17 protein-coding genes are annotated in these 20,415 nt (G+C 44.1%); 7 read left to right on the forward strand and 10 right to left on the reverse strand.

Annotation, left to right across the window (positions count from 1 at the left end; translation table 11 throughout):
• A partial coding sequence (locus IFO66_RS12220; protein WP_192025426.1) for a transposase occupies nt 1-388 on the forward strand: 388 nt, incomplete at its 5' end.
• 183 nt (nt 389-571) lie between these two features.
• Here IFO66_RS12220 and IFO66_RS12225 read toward each other — a convergent pair.
• The 3 genes from IFO66_RS12225 to IFO66_RS12235 all read right to left on the reverse strand — a co-directional run bounded on the left by IFO66_RS12225 (nt 572) and on the right by IFO66_RS12235 (nt 3,406).
• Nucleotides 572-1,366 (reverse strand): SDR family oxidoreductase, encoded by a 795-nt coding sequence (locus IFO66_RS12225; protein ID WP_192025427.1) that lies wholly within the window; start codon nt 1,364-1,366, stop codon nt 572-574.
• A 67-nt stretch (nt 1,367-1,433) separates the two neighbouring features.
• Nucleotides 1,434-1,889: a chemotaxis protein CheX gene (locus IFO66_RS12230; protein ID WP_028594094.1), complete on the reverse strand. Its 456-nt coding sequence runs from the start codon at nt 1,887-1,889 to the stop codon at nt 1,434-1,436.
• 194 nt (nt 1,890-2,083) lie between these two features.
• Nucleotides 2,084-3,406, reverse strand: coding sequence for a glycoside hydrolase family 125 protein (locus IFO66_RS12235; RefSeq protein WP_192025428.1), 1,323 nt, complete (start codon nt 3,404-3,406; stop codon nt 2,084-2,086).
• A gap of 271 nt (nt 3,407-3,677) precedes the next feature.
• Between IFO66_RS12235 and IFO66_RS12240 the strand changes: the two genes are divergently transcribed.
• Complete coding sequence (locus IFO66_RS12240) at nt 3,678-4,703, forward strand: zinc dependent phospholipase C family protein (RefSeq protein ID WP_192025429.1); 1,026 nt, start codon at nt 3,678-3,680, stop codon at nt 4,701-4,703.
• A gap of 173 nt (nt 4,704-4,876) precedes the next feature.
• Here IFO66_RS12240 and IFO66_RS12245 read toward each other — a convergent pair whose 3' ends face one another.
• Nucleotides 4,877-6,421 carry a Ppx/GppA phosphatase family protein gene (locus IFO66_RS12245; protein ID WP_192025430.1) on the reverse strand — a complete coding sequence of 515 codons (1,545 nt, stop codon included), beginning with the start codon at nt 6,419-6,421 and terminating at the stop codon, nt 4,877-4,879.
• Between the two features lie 352 nt (nt 6,422-6,773).
• Between IFO66_RS12245 and IFO66_RS12250 the strand changes: the two genes are divergently transcribed.
• Nucleotides 6,774-9,509 (forward strand): calcium-translocating P-type ATPase, SERCA-type, encoded by a 2,736-nt coding sequence (locus IFO66_RS12250; RefSeq protein ID WP_337912962.1) that lies wholly within the window; start codon nt 6,774-6,776, stop codon nt 9,507-9,509.
• Nucleotides 9,510-9,621: 112 nt separating this feature from the next.
• On the opposite strand, the gene IFO66_RS12255 is transcribed toward IFO66_RS12250, so the two are convergent.
• Nucleotides 9,622-10,431: a GNAT family N-acetyltransferase gene (locus IFO66_RS12255; RefSeq protein WP_192025524.1), complete on the reverse strand. Its 810-nt coding sequence runs from the start codon at nt 10,429-10,431 to the stop codon at nt 9,622-9,624.
• Between the two features lie 37 nt (nt 10,432-10,468).
• Nucleotides 10,469-11,737, reverse strand: coding sequence for an MFS transporter (locus IFO66_RS12260; RefSeq protein ID WP_192025432.1), 1,269 nt, complete (start codon nt 11,735-11,737; stop codon nt 10,469-10,471).
• Between the two features lie 400 nt (nt 11,738-12,137).
• Here IFO66_RS12260 and IFO66_RS12265 point away from each other — a divergent pair, with 400 nt between their 5' ends.
• From IFO66_RS12265 to IFO66_RS12275, 3 genes are all read left to right on the forward strand, one after another.
• Nucleotides 12,138-13,040, forward strand: a complete 903-nt coding sequence (locus tag IFO66_RS12265) for a LysR family transcriptional regulator (RefSeq protein ID WP_192025433.1) — start codon at nt 12,138-12,140, stop codon at nt 13,038-13,040.
• A gap of 47 nt (nt 13,041-13,087) precedes the next feature.
• A complete protein-coding gene (locus IFO66_RS12270; RefSeq protein WP_192025434.1) occupies nt 13,088-13,903 on the forward strand; it encodes a histidinol-phosphatase in 816 nt (271 codons plus the stop codon).
• Between the two features lie 272 nt (nt 13,904-14,175).
• Entirely contained in the window at nt 14,176-15,129 is a 954-nt protein-coding gene (locus IFO66_RS12275) for a cation diffusion facilitator family transporter (protein WP_225445717.1), read from the forward strand.
• A 167-nt stretch (nt 15,130-15,296) separates the two neighbouring features.
• Here IFO66_RS12275 and IFO66_RS12280 read toward each other — a convergent pair whose 3' ends face one another.
• Nucleotides 15,297-16,046 (reverse strand): metallophosphoesterase family protein, encoded by a 750-nt coding sequence (locus IFO66_RS12280; protein WP_192025435.1) that lies wholly within the window; start codon nt 16,044-16,046, stop codon nt 15,297-15,299.
• Between the two features lie 160 nt (nt 16,047-16,206).
• Nucleotides 16,207-17,202, reverse strand: a complete 996-nt coding sequence (locus IFO66_RS12285) for a metallophosphoesterase (RefSeq protein WP_225445718.1) — start codon at nt 17,200-17,202, stop codon at nt 16,207-16,209.
• A 143-nt stretch (nt 17,203-17,345) separates the two neighbouring features.
• Between IFO66_RS12285 and IFO66_RS12290 the strand changes: the two genes are divergently transcribed.
• Nucleotides 17,346-18,707 carry an aldehyde dehydrogenase gene (locus IFO66_RS12290; protein WP_192025436.1) on the forward strand — a complete coding sequence of 454 codons (1,362 nt, stop codon included), beginning with the start codon at nt 17,346-17,348 and terminating at the stop codon, nt 18,705-18,707.
• A 142-nt stretch (nt 18,708-18,849) separates the two neighbouring features.
• Here IFO66_RS12290 and IFO66_RS12295 read toward each other — a convergent pair whose 3' ends face one another.
• Both IFO66_RS12295 and sdhB read right to left on the reverse strand, forming a co-directional pair.
• Nucleotides 18,850-19,227, reverse strand: coding sequence for a hypothetical protein (locus IFO66_RS12295; protein ID WP_192025437.1), 378 nt, complete (start codon nt 19,225-19,227; stop codon nt 18,850-18,852).
• 422 nt (nt 19,228-19,649) lie between these two features.
• Nucleotides 19,650-20,414: a succinate dehydrogenase iron-sulfur subunit gene (gene sdhB, locus IFO66_RS12300; protein ID WP_192025438.1), complete on the reverse strand. Its 765-nt coding sequence runs from the start codon at nt 20,412-20,414 to the stop codon at nt 19,650-19,652.
• Between the last annotated feature and the right edge of the window lies 1 nt (nt 20,415).

A 20,415-nucleotide genomic window follows, 5' to 3' on the forward strand; every position in this document is an offset into this window, starting at 1 on the left:
GCTCCTATACAAAATGCGCTGGGGCATTGAAACTTCATTCAGAGCATTAAAATATACCGTCGGTCTGACTAATTTTCACGCAAAGAAGCAAAAGTCCATTGTTCAAGAGATTTTCGCAAGAATGATCATGTACAACTTCGCTGAAATGATTACCTCGCACGTAGTCATTTCTCAAATGAATAAGCAGCACCCATACCAAGTTAATTTCACGGTCGCTGTTCACGTTTGTAGACACTTTCTGCGCTCAAGAGACAATGGACCTCTGCCCGATGTAGAAGCGCTGATTTATAAGAACATTTTGCCGATTCGACCAGTCCGCCCTGGACAGAAGAGTACACGCAAAATACGTTATAAATCAGCTGTTAGCTTCGTATACAGAGTAGCATAATCCGGTTCAGATGAACAATTTTTAAAGCGGCAATTCTATCCGCTTAGTTTGTTGTGCGCATTTTTCCTTGCTTGCACAAAAAAACAACGGCATAGGGAACTTCACCATGCCGTTTTAGATAATATTTTCTTTTAAGATCTAGTTTATGAGTTTAACTTAATGACATTGGCCAAATGGCTGCCTTTATTTTTTGTTCAACATACGTCCTGCAACGCGCCTAGATAGTCCGGGGAACAATTGCATCAGCTTCGTACCTATCGCTCCAAGCAAAGGCATATCCACCTCAGCCGTCTGACGTTCCATGACACGAATAATGCGACGAGCCACCTTCTCCGGCTTCATCATAAACCAGCGCACGTTGTTCACATATTGCCCGCTTGGATCAGCTAACTGGAAAAACGGAGTATCAATCGGTCCTGGATTTACTGCTGACACCTTTACACCGGTTTGCGCCAGCTCCATGCGCAGCGAGTTCGTAAAGCCAAGTACTGCGTGCTTGGATGCCGCATACCCTGCGGACTTAGGCGTCCCTACTTTTCCAGCCATTGAAGCTATGTTGACGATATGTCCGGATTGGCGCTCTAGCATATGTGGCAGCACGGCCTTCGTGCAACGGACAATCCCCATATAATTCACGTCCATCATCGCTTCAAAGTGTTCAAGCCCCATCTCATCTGTAAGCTCGAACAAGCCAAACCCAGCATTATTTACTAAAATATCAAGTCGACCGTATCGCTCAATTACATCATGAATGACCCGCTCTACATCTGCTGCATCCGTTACATCCAAGGTGATACATTCATGACGCTGTTGAATTTGACTCGACACCTCTGCTAATCGATCCGCAGAGCGAGCTGCTAAAATAGGAACGGCACCCGCTTCAGCTGCATATCGAGCTATTAATGCACCTATGCCACTCGATGCACCCGTGATCAGAATGACTTTATCGCGCAATGAATGATTGTTCGTATAACTCATATTCCACCTCTTCTGTACAGCAACTTTCCTTATAGGACCAATGATCCATCATGAATGTAACCTGCGTTTATCCTTCTATTTTCATCATAATATCCAGACGACCAACATTATGTACATGCAATGGAACTGCCATTGCATTGGTTCCACAGTTCGGTATTGCTTGGAGTGGAACGAGCTGCGGAGGCAAAATATCAACATGTATCCCTTGATTGTACAACATCGTTGAAGCGTTGCCACTAATCATGTTGCCCAACTCTGAGATCGCACTTTCCCCCATTGCGTCTAGCGATTCTAACGGATAGCCTCCCATCATTGCGGAAGCCATCTTCACTGCTGCCCCTTCGTTCAATCCAAATGCGATAACACCTGACATCTGACCTGTCAAGCCAATTTGGATATGTAGATCATGCGTCCCATGCCAAGCTAGCATTTCAAGTTCCCCACGCTCTGGGCGAACTTGTAAGATCTGTTCAATAACGCTGCATGCTGACTGTAAAAAAGGATGTACCCACTCGGCTTTCATCTTACATCTTTCGCCCCTTTCTGACACCAAGAAGTATGTTCAAGATGTAACATACGTCCTATACACCCGAAAACACTAAGACTATTATACTGAAATCAGCCTATAAATCACTACTTCCATGTCATATTTATTTCAAGTTTCGTGAATAAAAAAGAACGAGCCATGCTCGTTCTTACTGTATCTCCCATTTTATACTATTTCATCAATCCACGCTGCATCGCTTTAAGAACAAGCTGTGCGAACAAACTATTGGACCAAGCAAACCATGGACGTGTAAAAATAGTAGGATCATCCGAATGGAAACCTTCATGCATAAAGCCTGTATCCGCATCTGTCGATTCCAGCATCGCAATCATGTCCAATACTTCTTCATCGGAAGAAGCTGTCAGTCCCTGCATGGAGAGCGCCATATGCCATATGTAGCCATCTGGGGTATGAGGACTGCCAATTCCTTTCGCTGCTTTCCCTTCAAAATAGAACGGATTGTCCTTACTTAAAATAAAGCGACGTGTATTTTGATAAATAGGATCATCTGCTGACGCATACCCGAGATAAGGAATCGATAGTAAGCTTGGTGTACCTGCATCATCGAGCAAGCAGTTGTTGCCGTAGCCATCTGTCTCATAAGCATACATGCGGCCATAGATCGGATGTGTCACGACACCGTACAACTGAATGCCATGATCAATTTCTTTCTCCAACTTGTGCATTTCCGCTACGAATGCTTCATCGCGGAATCCATATTTCGCGATTTCCTGCATTTGACGAAGAGATACGACTGCGAACATATTGGACGGAATATGATAATGGAAGTCACAAGCATCGTCACTAGGACGGAAACCTGACCACGTCATTCCCGTATAGTTTACAGGCATGCCCATCCCATCATTGCGAAGCGTATCGATATCTGGGCAGTTCTCGCGATGGAAACGATAAGAAGAGTTCTCAAAATGGCGCTGCTCTGTTTTCCACACGTCTACGATTTTGCGCATCGCTGACTTAAAGTTTGTATCGAAAATATCAGTGCGACCCGTCTCCTTCCAGTACGTATAAGCGAGACGAATCGAGAAGCACATCGAATCAAGCTCATACTTGCGCTCCCATACCCAAGCTGACATATCGGTTTGATCGTTCGCATCCCAGTGCCAATCGTTTGCCGTCTCGTTAAATGCATTTGCATACGGATCCAAGTTAATATAGAACATATGACGCTTGATAAGACCGCCAATAATGCGTTGAAGATCTGCATCATCTTTAGCAAATGGCACGTAATGAATCACTTGCTCAACAGAGTCTCGCAGCCACATCGCTGGAATATCACCTGTTAGAACAAAGGTAGTGCCATCATCCAATAGCTTTGTTGTCGTTTCGAGTGTGTTAGGGAAACAATTTTTGAACATTTTCAGCAGCTTCGGTCGATGCGCTAATTGCGCTTCTGCTTCAGCCAATACCTGCTTTACTGCTTGAGGCAGTTCCAGCTTAGGTACATCAATTTTCGGTAATCGGAACTGTTCCATACTTCTCTCCACCTATCTCTCCACATATTGTCTAAGCAACCTTATGAAAATTCTTATATGTTAACGATAACACATAGGAACACTACTTAGTGTACATGTAAACGCTTTATCTCGCTAGTATGCAATTGCAGTTATTGCTCATGATTCCTTTGCGACAAACCGATTTACATAGAGAAAGGGTTGACAATAGACGATGAGCCGTTCATCTTTGTAGAGTATAGAAGGAAATCGGATTACAGATAACAATATGACATGTTTAGGGGGAAGACTTATGCCTAACATTTGGACGCATATGATTTTTGGCCAAGAAGTAGTAAAGCAGGCAGGCCTTTCTTCGTGGATCGATAACCAATCCCATAGCAAATGGTTCAATATGGGCTGCCAAGGCCCAGACTTCTTGTTCTATCATCACTTCTTGCCTTGGAAACAAGATAAGACGATGAACAAAGTTGGCAGCGCGATGCACAATCAACAATGCGGCCCTGTCTTGATGGATCTACTCACACGTACCAATCCTGCTGATCGTGCCGATGCGGTCTATGTACTCGGATTTTTGCTGCATCATATTCTCGATCGTCATATGCACCCTTATGTATTTGTTCGTTCCGGGTTTAAGAAGTGGGATCATCAACGGTTTGAGGTGCTGATGGATACGCATGTTGCTAAGCGCAAGCTAGGTGTGGAAACATGGCGAACTCCAGTATGGAAGTGGATTGACGTAGGTCCTAGCTTCTCAACGAATATGCTGAATTCATTTGAAGCAGTCGTAACCGCTCATTATCCCGAATTCGAAGATCAAATTCGTCGTGAAGCATGGAATGAGTCCATTCGTGATATGGTGCAAGCACAGAAGCTCTTCCATGACCCATATGGCTGGAAACGAATTGTTACCTTCAATCAGATCGAGCCGATGATGTACAAGAAACAAGTTGCCCCATATGACGTTATGAACGAGGCACGCCGCCCATGGCCTGATCCAACAGGTCTAGATAAGCAAACAAGCACAAGTGTGTGGGATATGTGGGAGGCAGCTGCCGAGGATGCAGCGAGCGCCATACAGGCTGTTCTAATCTACTGGCGAGCAAAAGAGCGTGCCTCTGTGGATAGTAAAAGTACAGTCGAAGCACAAACGACGCATTGGAACGAAGTATCTTGGATTCACAATACACAAATTCCTCATGTAGAGGCTGCCAAACAAGCGCTTCAGCAAGCCGTTGGCAATCATTCCTACGAGACTGGACTACCGCTTGAACAGAACCGCCCTATCGTAGTCGAAGACCCTATATGGTCCTCTTGATTGCTCTAAAAGTAAGCTTATGAAACTTACAGCTGCTTGCAGCTATACGATAAAAAGCCGCCCTCAAGCCAATTATGCATGTCCATTCCGACATTGCAGGCTTGTGAACGGCTTTTTGCTTTTTTCCTTTATGCTTATCGATCATTAACTATCGCTTAGTTTACCCCGTCAAATCAGGATAGCTTCAATTCTCGCTTCAGCCAACGACGGAAACCAGCACGAAGTCCATACATCTCTGTTCCGCGCCACGGCATATGAGCGGCAGCACCTTGCAGCGTAATAACGACTTCCCCATCCTTAACAATACAAGACACATCCTCTGCCATTTGGCAGCCATACGTTCGCGTTAAATCAAGCGCCAAACGCATAAGCAGCCCCATTTTAGCAGCCATAACTTGATCTCCAGGTTGAAGAATCGCTTCTACTTCCGCCCATTCCCTAGGAACCTTATGCTTAAAGTCCATCGTAGCTACGAGAGCGCTTAGTGCAATTTGACGAGGTGTCAGGCCATACAATTCTGCATGACGAATCATGTAAAAAGTATGGCGCTCTCGTTCCATATGACTTACGGATACGCCAATATCATGCAGTTGTGCAGCTGCATATACAATCCTCTTCCATTCCTCTTCCCAGCCAAGGATAGGCTTAAGTTCATGGATGAGAGCATCCGTAAGCTGCCACACCCGATCTGCTTGCTTCCTATTCAAGCCCAAACGGTGCTGAAGATGATAAATGCTGAACTTCAGTGGGTGATCAATATGTATGCCTTCTCCACGCAGCATATCGAACAGCACGCCTTCACGCACACCTTTAGCGCTGACCATTACTTTTGAAGAAGCAAATCGAAGCAAGCATTCATCGATAAAAGTTAGAGATCCCGTCAGTATAGCTGCTCGATCCTTAGACAGACCAGGCAGTGCCTGCTTCTCTTCCAAGTCCATTCCTTTTATACGCTGATGCCAGCCCTCGACCTCTTCTGGCATAAATTCATAATGATGCAGAGAGTCAACTCCATACTCCCGTTCATCGATATCCATCTTGGCTAACGTACGAAGCGTTCCTCCAATAGCTACCAGAGGTAACCCCTGAGCTTCCTTAAGCCAATGAATATGCCTTAACCAATAGCGAGTCATAGACCTCAGATACGTTTCTGTGTCTGCTGCCAGCGCCTCTTCTACCTCGTAATCTTCCGCGATCGTCAATGCTCCGACAGGCAGACTAATGCTCTCCTTGAATTGGCGGTTCTCCATCCATATAAATTCCGTAGAACCTCCACCCATGTCCATAATGACCGCATCTTGAACGTCTACCGTTGACAAAACAGCCACATAATCGAGATAAGCTTCGCTATCCCCGCTAATCATTTGCACCGTAATGCCCGTTTCCTCATAGATTCTACGGACAATATGCTCACTATTCGCAGCTTTGCGCATAGCTGCGGTCGTCACCGCTATCCATTCACATCGCTGATAGTTCGATCCAAGCTGTTTGAATCGATGAATGACCGACAGCAGCTCGTCCACCTTCTGATTTGGAATACTCCCTTCTTCGTCATATCCAGCTCCGAGCCGTATCGTTTCCTTTCCTTGATCCAACATATGAAAGGTACGATTCGCAAACAACTTAGCTATCATATAACGGGCGGAGTTCGATCCAATATCCATAATGCCGATGTGGCGAATCGCAGCCTGTTCATCGCTGTAGACAGAATCGTGCATCTCCCGTTCCTCCTTACCAGTAACAAACTTTTCTTCAATGACCTTACTCACGTATAACTCTATTTAACCATGAACATTCGCATTTGACTAAACATATATGATATGCGAATGGATTTGTACGTTTTTCCACATGCTATTGTGTGATGCTATACAATCATGGTCCAATTTTTCAACTAGTTATAACGCTTCATATCTCGTCAATGACGTTACTATATGATATCGATATTTTTTATCGAGCTTCATCGACGCTAGGTAACCGGAATGCCATATCCCTATTCTTTTATTCCAGGCTTGTACGAGTCGTACATGGCCTCGCTTCAGGTACAAGACTAATCGCTAGGAGATGACATCAGTGGAACAAGTACAAAAACAGCCAGAACGTACATCCTCGCAAGAGGCTTATCACACCCTAACTTACGATGAAACCATTGCCAAGCTTGATTCTTCGCGGAATGGCCTTACAGATGCTGAAGCTGCCGCAAGACTTGAGCGCTATGGTAAAAATGTGCTGCAAGAAGCAAAGCGTAAGTCTATTATCGCAAAGCTGATCGCTCAATTCAAAGATGTAATGATTATTATTCTGCTTGTTGCTGCCTTAATATCCGGAATTCTTGGCGAGCTGACAGATGCGATCATCATTCTTGTCGTTGTCGTCCTTAATGCTGTACTTGGCGTACTGCAAGAGAACAAGGCGGAACAAGCGCTAGATGCACTTAAGCAAATGTCGTCACCGAACGCCCGGGTTATACGCGATGGTAAGACGATTGAGATCAAAGCAGAAGACCTCGTACCAGGTGATGTTGTCGTCTTAGAAGCTGGAAATGTGGTGCCTGCGGATATTAGATTGATTGAATCAGCATCGCTCAAAATTGAAGAAGCTGCATTGACAGGGGAATCTGTCCCCGTTGAGAAAGATACGGCTCCATTAGACAAGCCCGATGTCGTTATTGGTGATCGAAAAAATATGGCCTATATGTCAAGCAGCGTAACCTATGGGCGCGGTGTAGGTATCGTAACGGGAACAGGTGAAACGACGGAAGTCGGTAAAATAGCCAGCTTTATTTCGCAAGAAGAGGAAGATATCACACCACTGCAAAAGAAGCTCAATGAGTTGGGGAAATATTTCACCATCATTATCATCGCTGTGGCGATTCTCATATTCGGTATAGGCTTGTTTCAGGGGCGGACGTGGCTGGAGATGCTACTCGTATCCATCTCCTTAGCCGTAGCAGCCATTCCAGAAGGGCTGCCTGCGATCGTCACGATTATATTGGCTCTTGGTGTTCAACGAATGGCGAAGCGACAATCGATCATTCGCAAACTGCCAGCTGTTGAAACACTAGGCAGCACCGAAATAATCTGCTCAGACAAAACAGGAACCCTTACACAGAACAAAATGACGGTGAAGCAAGTCTATGTCGACAGCGGGCTGCAAGATGAACAAGCAGATCTAAGCACCGTATCAGGGAGCGATATTCTCCTGCAAGTTATGACCCTATGTAATGATACGAAAATGACGGAAGGAAATTCGAGCACGAATGCGGATGCTGACCGTTCTGATGATTCTGGCAAAAAGGGTATGCAATTTATCGGGGACCCAACCGAAACAGCACTTGTCGAATTCGCCCTACATCGGAATTTTGATAAGCGTGAAGGAGAAGTGCAATACCCGAGGCGAGCTGAGCTGCCATTTGATTCAGACCGCAAGTTAATGACGACGGTGCATGAAATGCCTCAGACAGAAGGTAAAAAGGTATTTCGTGTGATGACCAAAGGCGCACCCGACGTGCTCTTGGAACGATGCAGCAGGATCCATATGAACAATCAAACCGTCGACATGTCTGAGGAGCATCGCCGTAATATAGAGGAAGCTAACAAATCAATGGCACAGAAGGCACTGCGTGTTCTTGCACTTGCTTACAGCGATAAGCCTGAGCTGCCGCATTCCATGGAACCAAGCGAGGTTGAAGCGAATCTGACCTTTATCGGACTAGTAGGCATGATTGATCCACCGCGCGAAGAAGTAAAGGAAGCTGTTCGCATATGCAAAGAAGCTGGTATTCGCCCGATTATGATAACCGGCGATCATCGTGATACAGCCGCTGCTATTGCGAAGGAGCTTGACATTATACAAGATGAGAGCGGTGTGCTTACCGGTCGTGAACTAAGTGAGCTGGATGAAAAAACGTTCATGAGCAAAGTGACCCAGTATTCCGTCTATGCTCGTGTTTCTCCTGAACACAAGGTACGTATTGTCCAAGCTTGGAAAAAACATGGTAAAGTCGTTGCCATGACAGGCGATGGTGTCAATGATGCACCAGCACTGAAAGCATCGGATATCGGGATTGGTATGGGGATTACAGGAACCGATGTCTCCAAAGGCGTGTCGGATATGGTACTGGCGGACGACAACTTCTCAACCATTGTCGTTGCAGTAGAAGAAGGACGAAAAGTTTACAGCAACATTCGAAAAACGATTCAGTTCCTTCTATCGGCCAACTTAGGTGAGGTTGTCACGTTATTTATCGCAACTGTGCTTAATTGGAAAATCTTATTCCCGATCCACATCCTGTGGATTAACCTTGTAACGGATACACTGCCAGCGCTCGCGCTTGGCTTGGAAAAAGCAGAGAAAGACATTATGAAACAACCGCCGCGCAGTTCAGAAACAAGTGTATTTGCAGATGGTGTTGGCTCGAGCATTATTTATCAAGGATTGCTTGAAGCTGCCTTAACTTTGTTTACCTATTGGTGGGGACATACGCATTATGATGAATCTGTCGCTGTTACGATGGCCTTTGCTACACTGGGCCTCATCCAGCTTACACATGTATACAACGTTCGCTCCAATACGAAATCCATATTCACAATTGGCGTCTTCTCCAACCGATACTTGAACTGGGCTGCGCTTGCAGCAGGTGTCCTTGTATTAGTCGTTATTTGGGTACCGTACATGAACGAACTGTTCAGCGTTGTACCTCTGAATGGCGAACAGTGGTTGATTGTCGTCGCTGCTGCATTCAGTATTTTGCCAATTGTAGAAATTGTGAAGCTGTTTATTCGTATGAGAATTCGAAATAAAGGCTAATCACATTTATCATATTTTCTATACGCACGCACACTCACACAAACAAGAAGGCAGTTCCATCCTGCGCAACATCCGTAGGACTGGAACTGCCTTTCCCATTTTCACAACATTATCATGCTTTCTTGTTGTTCTCTTTCACACGATACCAGTAAGTGTAGATCTCTTTATATCCCAACTTCTCATACAGTCTTGTAGCACTATGATTACTCTGTACGACAAGAATATAGCTTTTCGTCGCACCAACAGACAAGGCCCAATTCAATATTCCTCGAATAAGCTGTTCTCCATATCCTTTGTTGCGATAAGGCTCCGCTGTAACGATGTCATAGAGACCTATATAATCTCCTTCAATGACGCCTAATCCACAGGCAACGGGTACAGACTGCACATATAAAATGAAAAACCCTTTGCGCAGCAGCGAATCCGATAAAAGCTGTCTTGTAATTTGACGATTATGTGTAGACAGCTGATTAAAGTCGGCAACGACATCAAGCCACTTCTGGCTTATATATTCACACACTTCCACTTCTATTTCCGTTTGATTAGCTTGTTCACGACACACTATATGCCCATGCAGATCGTCCAAGGACTCAAGCACTTGCACACTGGAAGGTTCAACATACTGATAACCTCTATCTGCTAACAAAGTATCAAGAGAACTCGGTACGAACGGAGTCATTTTAAAAATAACATCAAGACCCATACCCTCATATAATTGTTCACAAATATGAATCTTTTCTAATAACTGCTCGTAAGATTGGACCTCTGGCTGATGATAGATAGCGCTTACCGAATTAGACCGCTTCGTATACCCTTCAGCAAAGCGCAGCAGCCACCCATCTAGTACATTCGTCTGGAGAGCTGGCCAAGCGTTCAATGCATACTGTTCAATACGGCGATTACGATCGATATCCTTGATCATTTCCACGTTCAAGTCCTCCCCAACAGCTCCATAATGGTTATGACTGACCTTCACCCGCTTCAACTTTTCCTTTTGCGATATCTACTCTCATGAACAGCAATATGCCCACAATAAAGAACAGTAAAATAGATAAAATCGCCAATCTTGTAGAACCTGTTAACAAACCAACGATCCCGAATACAGCCGGACCAATGGAAGCTGATACTTTGCTGGAAAGACTGAAGAAGCCGAAAAACTCAGACTCTCGTCCTTTTGGAACCAACTGACTAAAGATCGAGCGTGCTACCGCTTGACTTCCACCTTGTACCATTCCAACCATAAAGGCAAGCATGTAAAAATGAACCGCAGTTTGCATATAATAACCGAGCAGTACGATAACCATATATATCGATAAAGAGATATACAAGGAACGCTTAGAACCAAGACGCTTGGCAAATCTGGCAAATAAATAGGTGAATGGAATACCCACGAACTGTGTAATAAGAAGCGCAGCAATTAAATGCGTCGTTCCGATGCCAAGCTGAGCTCCATAAATAGCAGCCATACTAATAATGGTGGTGATGCCATCATTAAAGAACCAAAATGCCAGCAAATATTTCAATAGTTCTGGATAACGACGAATTTCACGAATGGTACGGATAACGCGGCTGAATCCTTGATTCGCATAATAACGAACAGGCTTCCTATTCCACTCCACAGGATCTTTTATCGTACGGAACAGCGGAATTGAGAAAAGAAACCACCAGATTCCAACAGATACAAATACAATCTGTGTAGCAGCCAGCTTATCGGGAATACCGAACCAAGTATATTTTTCTAACATCAAAATGTTCAGTGCGAGCAGTATGCCTCCACCGATATAGCCATACATATACCCTCTTGCTGATAGCTCATCCCTCTGCTCTGATGAGGCAATGGAGGGAAGTAACGAATCATAGAACGTGTTGCCACCTGAAAAGCCCAGCGTACCGAAAATGAACAAGGCCGATACAAGCAGCCAATCACCCGTGCCAGCTAAGCTCATAAGTATACAACTTAGTGCACCCGTCCATGCGAACGCTCTCAAAATTGCCATTCTGCGCTGTGATAAATCGGCCACTGCCCCTAGTACGGGAGAGATGAGCGCAACAAGAATCATGGCCGTCGTCTGTGTAAAAGACCAGTAGCTAGTCGCCACATGCTTGTCGAGTGTAGAAGCTGCCACGGTCTGATAAAAAATCGGAAGCACAGCCGCTATCATCGTTGTAGCAAATGCCGAGTTAGCCCAGTCATACATCATCCAACTGCGTTGCTGCTTCGTAATCATTCTGTTCCTCCTCATGAGGCTCATCCAGCTGTTTGTTTATCGCTATTATATGCTGCTATCGGATGACCATCACTATATTTGAGCAAGCGAGCGATTATTCATATTTTGAAGTAAGATAAACCTTGCGTCAATAAAGACTTACACGGATACTGCATCGTTTTTTTGGCTCTTCATTTACGTTTTTCTATCTGGGAATAAGATGAAGATTTTTACTTTTAAATGGAAGAAATGGCTAATTCATTGCCCATTTCCAACCCTTCATCTATAATAATCATTATGACAAATTTTATTTACAAAGCACGTTATGATTTAACTTTACTTGTTTACGCCTAGTACGTAAAAGTAAGGTTCTTGTTTCTACATATAAAAAATCCGGTAATCAAGAGGAGGACTGACTGTCATGAACTTGAGCCAACTGGAAACACTACTGACAATCTCAAAGACGATGAGCTTCCGTAAGGCAGGAGAGTTACTTAATCTTACTCAGCCCGCTGTGTCTGCTCAAATTAAGAGCTTAGAAGATGAGTTTAAGACTGTTTTAATTGATCGCAATCAGCCTGTTACACTAACGGACAGCGGCAAGCTATTTCTGGAACACGCTGAACAAATTCTGAATACAGTAGACAACCTGAAGCAGAAGCTGGCGGATCTGAATCAAGTACCACAAGGCCATATCGTCCTTGGCACGACAACATCCATTGCTATTCAGATATTGCCGCGTATCTTATCTTATTTTCAAGATCAATTCCCGCTCATTAAAACAACCATATTGTCTATGTCATCTTCTCAAATCGTAGCTCAGATCGAGAACGGAACCGTTGATATTGGCATCGGCTATTTGCTGGAGAAAAGCCCTAGCTTAGTATCTTCGATTCTCTATTATGACACGTTTGAGCTGGTTGTTAGCCCTGAGCATCCGTTAGCACAGTACTCTCATGCCACGATGGACATGCTTAAGGACGTTCCACTTATTATGCTGTCACCGGACACAGTCGGCAGAAGATTTGCAGATGAAGTATTCCGTAAGCATAACATTCATCCGCATGTTGTTATGGATTTATCCAGCAGTGAAGAAGTAAAGCGTATGGTTGAGCTGAATCTTGGTGCTGCAATCGTCTCCAAGCTAACGATCAGTAACGAGCTTAAGCGCGGTACAATTAAATTTGTTCAAATTCGCGAGTTGGAAACCGCTCACCCAGTTGGTGTGATGTACCGTTCTGGACGTTATTTAAATTCGGCCATGCAGCAATTTTTGAATGACTTGAAAGGTATGCCTGAGAATCAATTTGTTAGTTCCGAGTAAAAATAGGAAAAGTCGTTTCACAACAAGTAGAGGAGGTGCAGTGCATTATGAAGTTCGATTTACATACTCACCACGTTCGATGCGGTCACGCTAATGGGACAATTAGAGACTATATTGAAGCAGGTATAGCTCGAGGCCTACAGGTGATCGGTATTTCCGATCATACTCCTTACTTTGGTTATGAAGAAGATCAACCATTCCCAAACATAACGATGCGCAAAAGTGAACTATCTGCCTATGTGGAAGAGGTTCTTGCGTTGAAGCAAGAGTATGAGGGTCGTATCGATGTACTGCTTGGGATTGAATCAGACTATTTCCCTGAATATGCGAAGCTGTATCACGAAACGCTGTCCCGTTACCCATTTGATTATATTATCGGTTCTGTGCACCACACTTTTGGTATTAGTATTTTCAACAAATCACGTTGGAAAGAATTGAACTCCGCTCAACACCTGGAAGTAAAATCAGAATACTATCGACTTATTCAGGAATCAGCACGTTCGAATATGTTCCAAATACTTGGCCATATCGATGCGATGAAAGGTAACTATCCAGCATTTTCAGATATCGAAGCGCCGGATGTGATTGATGCGACTTTACGAACTATCGCAGAACAAGGAATTGCCATCGAAGTAAATACTTCGGGCAAAACAAAGAAAAGCGGCGGCTGGTATCCTGCGGATGCTATTTTAGAGCGCGCGCTTTATTTTGGAGTCGATATTACATTTGGTTCTGACGCACATAAGCCAGAGCGCGTTGGAGATGAGTGGGAAGAAGTACAAGGTCGCCTACAGGAAATTGGCTTCTCCTCTTGGGTGTATTACAAAGCCAAACAAAAACAAAGGGTACCGCTACATATTTGACCACGTAAGCTGTTCTTATCGCTCATTCATGCGAGTTCGAGGAACAGCTTTATTTTTTGGAGTGATTTACAAGCTGGCCCCTCTATTACGAACATCGCCTCCCAGTCCGATAAATAAAAAAAGAACCTGCCATCGCAGGTTCTATTCAAGGGATATATATTCATCAAAAGGGGGTCTTGCTATTATATTACCCTCCGAACATTATGTGACGTTAACAGCAATATTACGGTTATGTAACAAAAGGTAAAGTAAATGTAAAATGAGGTGTTTGAATGAAATCTTCTCCATTGCCATCCTCCGATTATCACCATTTAGAGCATGCTAAAGTACAATCCTCTTCATTGAAAACGTTATGGGTTACACTTTTGCTCACATTATTTTTTACAATTGTTGAAATCATTGGCGGCATTATGTCACGCTCACTCGCACTTTTATCTGATTCTGCTCACATGATTTCCGATGTCATCGCACTCGGCTTGAGTATGACCGCCATTTATATGGCAAGACGCGCATCTAACTCCCGCTACACCTTTGGTTACTTACGCTTTGAAATTATCGCATCCTTTCTAAACGGCTTAGCATTAGCGATTATTTCGATTGGAATCTTTATCGAAGGCGTACGCCGCTTTTTCAATCCTGTCGAGATCGACTTCCAGCTGATGCTCATTATTAGCAGCATCGGACTTGTCGTCAATATCGTCCTTACGATCGTACTGAGCCGAAGTATGAAAGAAGAAGAAAACTTAAATGTGCAAAGTGCCCTCTGGCACTTTATTGGCGATTTACTAAGCTCGATCGGCGTTATCGTTTCGGCTGTGCTTATTTATTTTACGGGCATGTTCTGGTTCGATCCGTTCATCAGTATCGTAATCGGCTGCATTATTTTCCTAGGCGGAGCACGTATTATACGGGAATCATACTGCATCCTGATGGAAGCTGTCCCCGACAAGTTCGATCTTGAACAGATTCGCGCAGATATTCATGAAGTTGAAGGCGTAGAGGATGTTCACGAAATGCATTTATGGGCCATTTCAAGCGATCATTATTCATTAACTGCCCATGTCTTTGTGAGAGAAAATATTCAACCTTATTGCGTCATATTGGCTATAAACGAGACACTTAAAGAAAAATACAATATTACTCATTCCACCATCCAAACCGAACACGCAGACATCCATCCTCACGGTGAATACGGAAAAATATTTGCGAAGCGCAGTCGCACGTAATTCCTTTAATCTGGGTATTTCCACTTCGTGTATGTACGCGAGTACATCTATATAAAAACGGTCTTACTAAAGGGCAATTGCCTTTCAAGTAAGACCGTTTTTATACTTCACGCACAAATATGATAAAATGGCCGTGCTTAACCGTGTTCGCTGCATGCTTGATATGATCACTCTGGCTTCTGCAGGCCTCTGTATACACCTGTTCTCAATTCACGCACATAAGGTTTAACTGCTGGCATATCGCTCTTCTCAGCAGCTCGTACGGCCTGTTCAATATCATACGGTACACGACAAAATTGAACAGAGAACGAATCTTGCTCAATGCTGCCAAACTGCCCTGTAATCAGCACATAGGAAGCTTGCGTCATATCAAGAGGATTGCCGACACTCCCGCAATTCAATAACGTACGACCTTGGATATGTTGTAAATAGGCTTGATGAATATCTCCATATATGATGATATCAGGAGACTGACAAGGATGAAGAGGATCATTCAGCTGAGCTGTAAATTCAAACAAGCCTAGACGCTTCTCCTTATCATCCCAAGGTTGTACACGATGGTAAACACTTTGTGGAGAGGCATGCAGCATTCGTACATGACGTCCGCTAATAATGCAATCATAGGAAAATGGCAGCTGCTTCAGCTTAGCTAATCGCTCAACCCCTAACTTCTCAGCATGCCAGAGGAAATTTTCATCATCTTGTATGTTAACAACGAGCTCATCCCAATTCCCTCGTACAACGACATCACATTGTGCAAAAATCAAATCAGTCACTTCTGTAGGATTCGGTCCTTTACCGACGAGATCGCCCAGACAAATGATTTTATCAGCACCCTGCCGTTCAATGTCCAGCAGAACGGCTTCCAATGCTTGCAAGTTACCATGTATGTCTGATAAAACAGCTATGGTCTGCATAGTTGGTGCTGCCTCCTCTCAAATACGCAATTCTGTACTTCCAACTAGGATATTACTATGATCTTAATAGATTTGCAGGAAGCTCGGCAATAGATAATTATCTCATCTTAACGCTAACATTTCTAAGTACGGTATTTTTTTGAATCGTATACGTTCCATCTTATGATGTAGATGATTTCGTTACATTTCTTAAGGTGATAAGTGTCCATTCAGGTGGGCAAAAGAAACGAATCGGCATAAGCGTCATGCCTACGCCTCGGCTTGTATGTAATTGCAAATCTGATATTTCAGATGTACTCGCCTGCTTACGCGCAATTTGATACATTCCGTCAGGGTATTTCTTTGCCATCAAAGGCAGCATAAGCGGCCCAACTATAGGAACGCGTACTTGCCCGCCATGGCTATGTCCTGACAGCTGCAGATCAATAGGATACCGACTAGCGATGTCCGCCCAATCCGGCTCATGTGCCAGCAGCATACACCACAAATTTGGAGGACACCCCTGAAGTGCTGTTTCCATATCAGGGTTACCTTCTAGTGCATCATCAATACCAGCAACTGCTATAGATGAATCTTTATAGTGAATTTGATGATGCTTGTTCGTTAGTACACGGAAGCCAGAGGCTTCCAATGAAGCGGTAACGAGATCTGTTCGATCACTACTAAAATAAGCACGGCTATCTCTCACATAATCGTGGTTGCCTAGTACGGCATATTTACCTAACGGAGCCTGCAGCTTGTGCATTACTTCAATGATTGCCTCAGCTGGCATGACATGGTCTTCAACTAAGTCACCAGTAAAGCAAATCATATCAGGCTTATTAGCCATGATTTGTTCGAAGATACGGGCTACATGCTCCTTCGTCACAAATTCACCGTAGTGAAGGTCTGACAGGTGAGCAATGGTCACTCCATCGAATGAAGCTGGAATACGTTCAGACGCTATCGTAAGCGTCCTTCTTCTCAGCTGATAAGGTTCCACCCATTTAGCATAAGCACCACTTAAGAGAGGTATTCCGACTGCTGCACCAATGCTATACTTCATAAACGTTCTTCGGGTCATCTTCTTGGAAGTCCATGTCGCCGGCTGAGTCTGATCCGTCGGTTGTTGTGCTTGTTCCAGCCTTGTGGACGAGTTGCTCGGGCGTGGTGCCAAAGATTATCCCTACTTTCATCTGATATGTATTTATTATGAAGGACGACTGTTGTCAATGCAAACCTACAAAGACTCTTTTGAATACGATCTAGCAAGTGTGATTAAATAGTTATATACCTAACAGCTAAGGAGGCCCTACAGCAATGGAACAGCTATTACAGAGCCAACAGCAGTATTTTCATACAGGGCGAACACGGGATGTCCAACAGCGCCGTCAAGCTTTGCAAACGCTCATAGATGGGATTCGTCGCTATGAGCTGGAAATTGCAGAAGCATTGCGTCTTGATTTAGGCAAAAGCCATACGGAAGCCTATGCCACGGAAATTGGAATCGTCCTGCATGAAGCACGACTGGCACTGAAGCACGTTGGAAAATGGACAAAGGCAAGACGTGTTCGCACGCCGCTTACTCATATAGGTAGCAAAGGATACGTGATTCCGGAACCGTATGGGTCCGTCCTCATCATCGTTCCTTGGAATTATCCTTTTCAATTGGCCATCTGTCCACTTATAGGAGCTATCGCGGCAGGCAACACAGCTGTAATCAAGCCTTCTGAACTAGCTCCTCATACGAGCACCTTGCTGAAGCGCCTCATACAAGAGCTGTTCCCTCCTTCCTTTGTAACCGTCGTTGAAGGTGGCATAGACACGAATGAAGCGCTGCTCGAGCTTCCATTTAACTATATTTTCTTTACCGGAAGTACGAGCGTAGGGCGCATAGTCATGCAGACTGCTGCCAAACGACTGATCCCAGTAACTTTAGAGCTAGGTGGGAAAAGTCCTTGTATCGTGCATCATGATGCTGATATCGAACTAGCTGCCAGGCGAATCGCATTCGGGAAGTGGACAAACGCAGGTCAGACATGCGTAGCTCCTGATTACATCTACGTTCATCGCTCTCAGCACGATGCTTTGCTTTCGCGTTTACAAGCAATTGTCCAGCAATTTTACGGCGATGCACCTTTATTGAGCGACAATTATCCTTCGATTATTAACGATAAACACTTTACTCGACTCACCTCCTATATGGAAGGTGAACGGATCGCTTATGGCGGTCGTCATGATCGGGATAGCCGTCGTATCGAGCCAACGATCCTGACAGATATCACGTGGGAAAGCCGCGTCATGCAAGATGAGATATTTGGACCGATTTTGCCGATTCTTCCTTATGAGGATCTAGAGGAAGTAATTAAGGCGGTAACAGAGCGCCCTAAGCCACTTGCCCTATATTTGTTCTCACAAGAGAAAGCTATTCGGCAGCAAATCACAGAGCGAATATCGTTTGGTGGAGGCTGTATAAACGATACATTGATGCATTTGGCTACTCCCTATCTTCCCTTTGGAGGAGTTGGTGAAAGCGGCATGGGCCGTTACCATGGCCAATTCAGCTTCTCTACCTTCTCTCATGAGAAAAGCTTGCTCGTTCAATCTACCTGGCTCGACATACCCTTCCGATACCCTGGGACTCGACATGCACTAAAATGGCTGAAGCGGTTTATGAAGTAAATGTCTAAAGTCTAAATGGTCTAGAACAAGCTCAACTGCAAGCAAAAGAGTGTGAACCCTTCCGTTACGTCGGAGGTGTACACACTCTTTTCTTTAAATAAGGATAAATACGATATTTGTATAGTTGCATGCATGTATATATCTAGTTAGCCTTCGTTCTGCAAATCTCCATGAACTTGTGCACTTCAAGTTCAAGTGTTTCACGATGGGTACATAGGACATAACAGAACTGATCAATGTGCTCATGCCATAGTTGTGCACGCTCTCGTTTCATCATACATGGCCCTATTCCAAAATGACCTTCAATAAAGGAACATAAATCATGTGTAAGCTGTGAGCGGTTCCAATCTTCTAAACATCTTTCCATCAAGTATAATGTTAAACAGTCATACTCATCGTCAGGTGCGCCCAAAGCAAGTAATCCTAGAGGATCCCATTCATCAACTAACGGCTTAATACATCGATACAAGCCATTAGAACCCCATGTGACTTTCTCATTTTCGCACCATTGAACCATCATGAATGATGCCCCCCCGTTATTCAAACTCAAATCCCAATTAAGAGCGCGTACCGATTCATTTGTATGTCTTTCCTTACACTAGTAAGCACTGTCATCTTTGCACGGAATAATTTGTATATCGGTAGGAACGTTCTAATCGTTAACTCCAAAGTCACATTTTTTTCTTTTTTTGGATAAAGTTAGCACGCTTTTACTTTTTAGACGAGGATGTCTTTAATATGTAGTATACAATGTTTTACTTACTGTGAGGTAAAAAGTTACGATCTCAAGAAAATTTTGTAACCGCTTTAATACATTCTTCGCTTTGTTCAATATATTTGACAAAATATCTAAAATCCCTGCTACCAATCGTCACATTTCTATAAAAAATACACTCCCTTGCGTATTAAAAAGGTAATCGCAAGGGAGTGCTCCATATATGATTATACTTTGAACCAGTTCTTAAACATAAGCTTGGTTGTATCTCGGTTCATCTCTGCAATGGATGTTGTAAGTGGAATGCCCTTCGGACATGCACGCACACAGTTCTGTGAGTTACCACAGCCCTCAATACCACCATCATCCAACAATGTCTCCAAACGCTCATCTTTGTTCATTTCACCTGTTGGATGAGCATTGAACAAACGAACTTGGGAGATTGGAGCTGGACCGATGAAGCTCGTCTTGTCATTCACGTTCGGACAAGCTTCCAAGCATACACCGCATGTCATACATTTAGACAATTCATACGCCCATTGACGCTTTGGCTCAGCCATACGTGGACCAGGTCCCAAATCGTATGTTCCATCGATCGGAATCCACGCTTTAACTTTCTTCAAAGCGTTGAACATGCGCTTGCGATCAATAACCAAGTCACGCACAACTGGGAACGTACGCATTGGTTCAAGTCTAATTGGCTGCTCTAGCTTATCGACAAGCGCTGTACATGCCTGTCGAGGCTTGCCGTTAATAACCATCGAGCAAGCACCGCATACTTCTTCCAAGCAGTTGGATTCCCAACAAACGGGTGCAGTGCCTTTGCCTGAGTTATTAACAGGATTACGTTGAATCTCCATGAGCGCACTAATGACGTTCATATTCGGACGGTAAGGAATTTCGAACTCTTCCGTATATGACTTCGCATCCGGATCATCTTGGCGCGTCACAACAAACTTAACTTTTTTTGCAGCGGTCATCGATTCGGCCATC

This window comes from Paenibacillus arenosi (genome assembly GCF_014841135.1).
In the GTDB taxonomy this organism is placed as follows: domain Bacteria; phylum Bacillota; class Bacilli; order Paenibacillales; family Paenibacillaceae; genus Paenibacillus_B; species Paenibacillus_B arenosi.

Coding starts and splice junctions, on each gene's coding strand:
- IFO66_RS12260 (WP_192025432.1), bottom strand. CDS start 11,737: ATGATTACGAAGCAGCAACGCAGTTGGATGATGTATGACTGGGCTAAC.
- IFO66_RS12265 (WP_192025433.1), top strand. CDS start 12,138: ATGAACTTGAGCCAACTGGAAACACTACTGACAATCTCAAAGACGATG.
- IFO66_RS12230 (WP_028594094.1), bottom strand. CDS start 1,889: ATGAAAGCCGAGTGGGTACATCCTTTTTTACAGTCAGCATGCAGCGTT.
- IFO66_RS12255 (WP_192025524.1), bottom strand. CDS start 10,431: ATGATCAAGGATATCGATCGTAATCGCCGTATTGAACAGTATGCATTG.
- IFO66_RS12275 (WP_225445717.1), top strand. CDS start 14,176: ATGAAATCTTCTCCATTGCCATCCTCCGATTATCACCATTTAGAGCAT.
- IFO66_RS12280 (WP_192025435.1), bottom strand. CDS start 16,046: ATGCAGACCATAGCTGTTTTATCAGACATACATGGTAACTTGCAAGCA.
- IFO66_RS12290 (WP_192025436.1), top strand. CDS start 17,346: ATGGAACAGCTATTACAGAGCCAACAGCAGTATTTTCATACAGGGCGA.
- IFO66_RS12235 (WP_192025428.1), bottom strand. CDS start 3,406: ATGGAACAGTTCCGATTACCGAAAATTGATGTACCTAAGCTGGAACTG.
- IFO66_RS12225 (WP_192025427.1), bottom strand. CDS start 1,366: ATGAGTTATACGAACAATCATTCATTGCGCGATAAAGTCATTCTGATC.
- IFO66_RS12245 (WP_192025430.1), bottom strand. CDS start 6,421: ATGCACGATTCTGTCTACAGCGATGAACAGGCTGCGATTCGCCACATC.
- IFO66_RS12270 (WP_192025434.1), top strand. CDS start 13,088: ATGAAGTTCGATTTACATACTCACCACGTTCGATGCGGTCACGCTAAT.
- IFO66_RS12240 (WP_192025429.1), top strand. CDS start 3,678: ATGCCTAACATTTGGACGCATATGATTTTTGGCCAAGAAGTAGTAAAG.
- sdhB (WP_192025438.1), bottom strand. CDS start 20,414: ATGGCCGAATCGATGACCGCTGCAAAAAAAGTTAAGTTTGTTGTGACG.
- IFO66_RS12295 (WP_192025437.1), bottom strand. CDS start 19,227: ATGATGGTTCAATGGTGCGAAAATGAGAAAGTCACATGGGGTTCTAAT.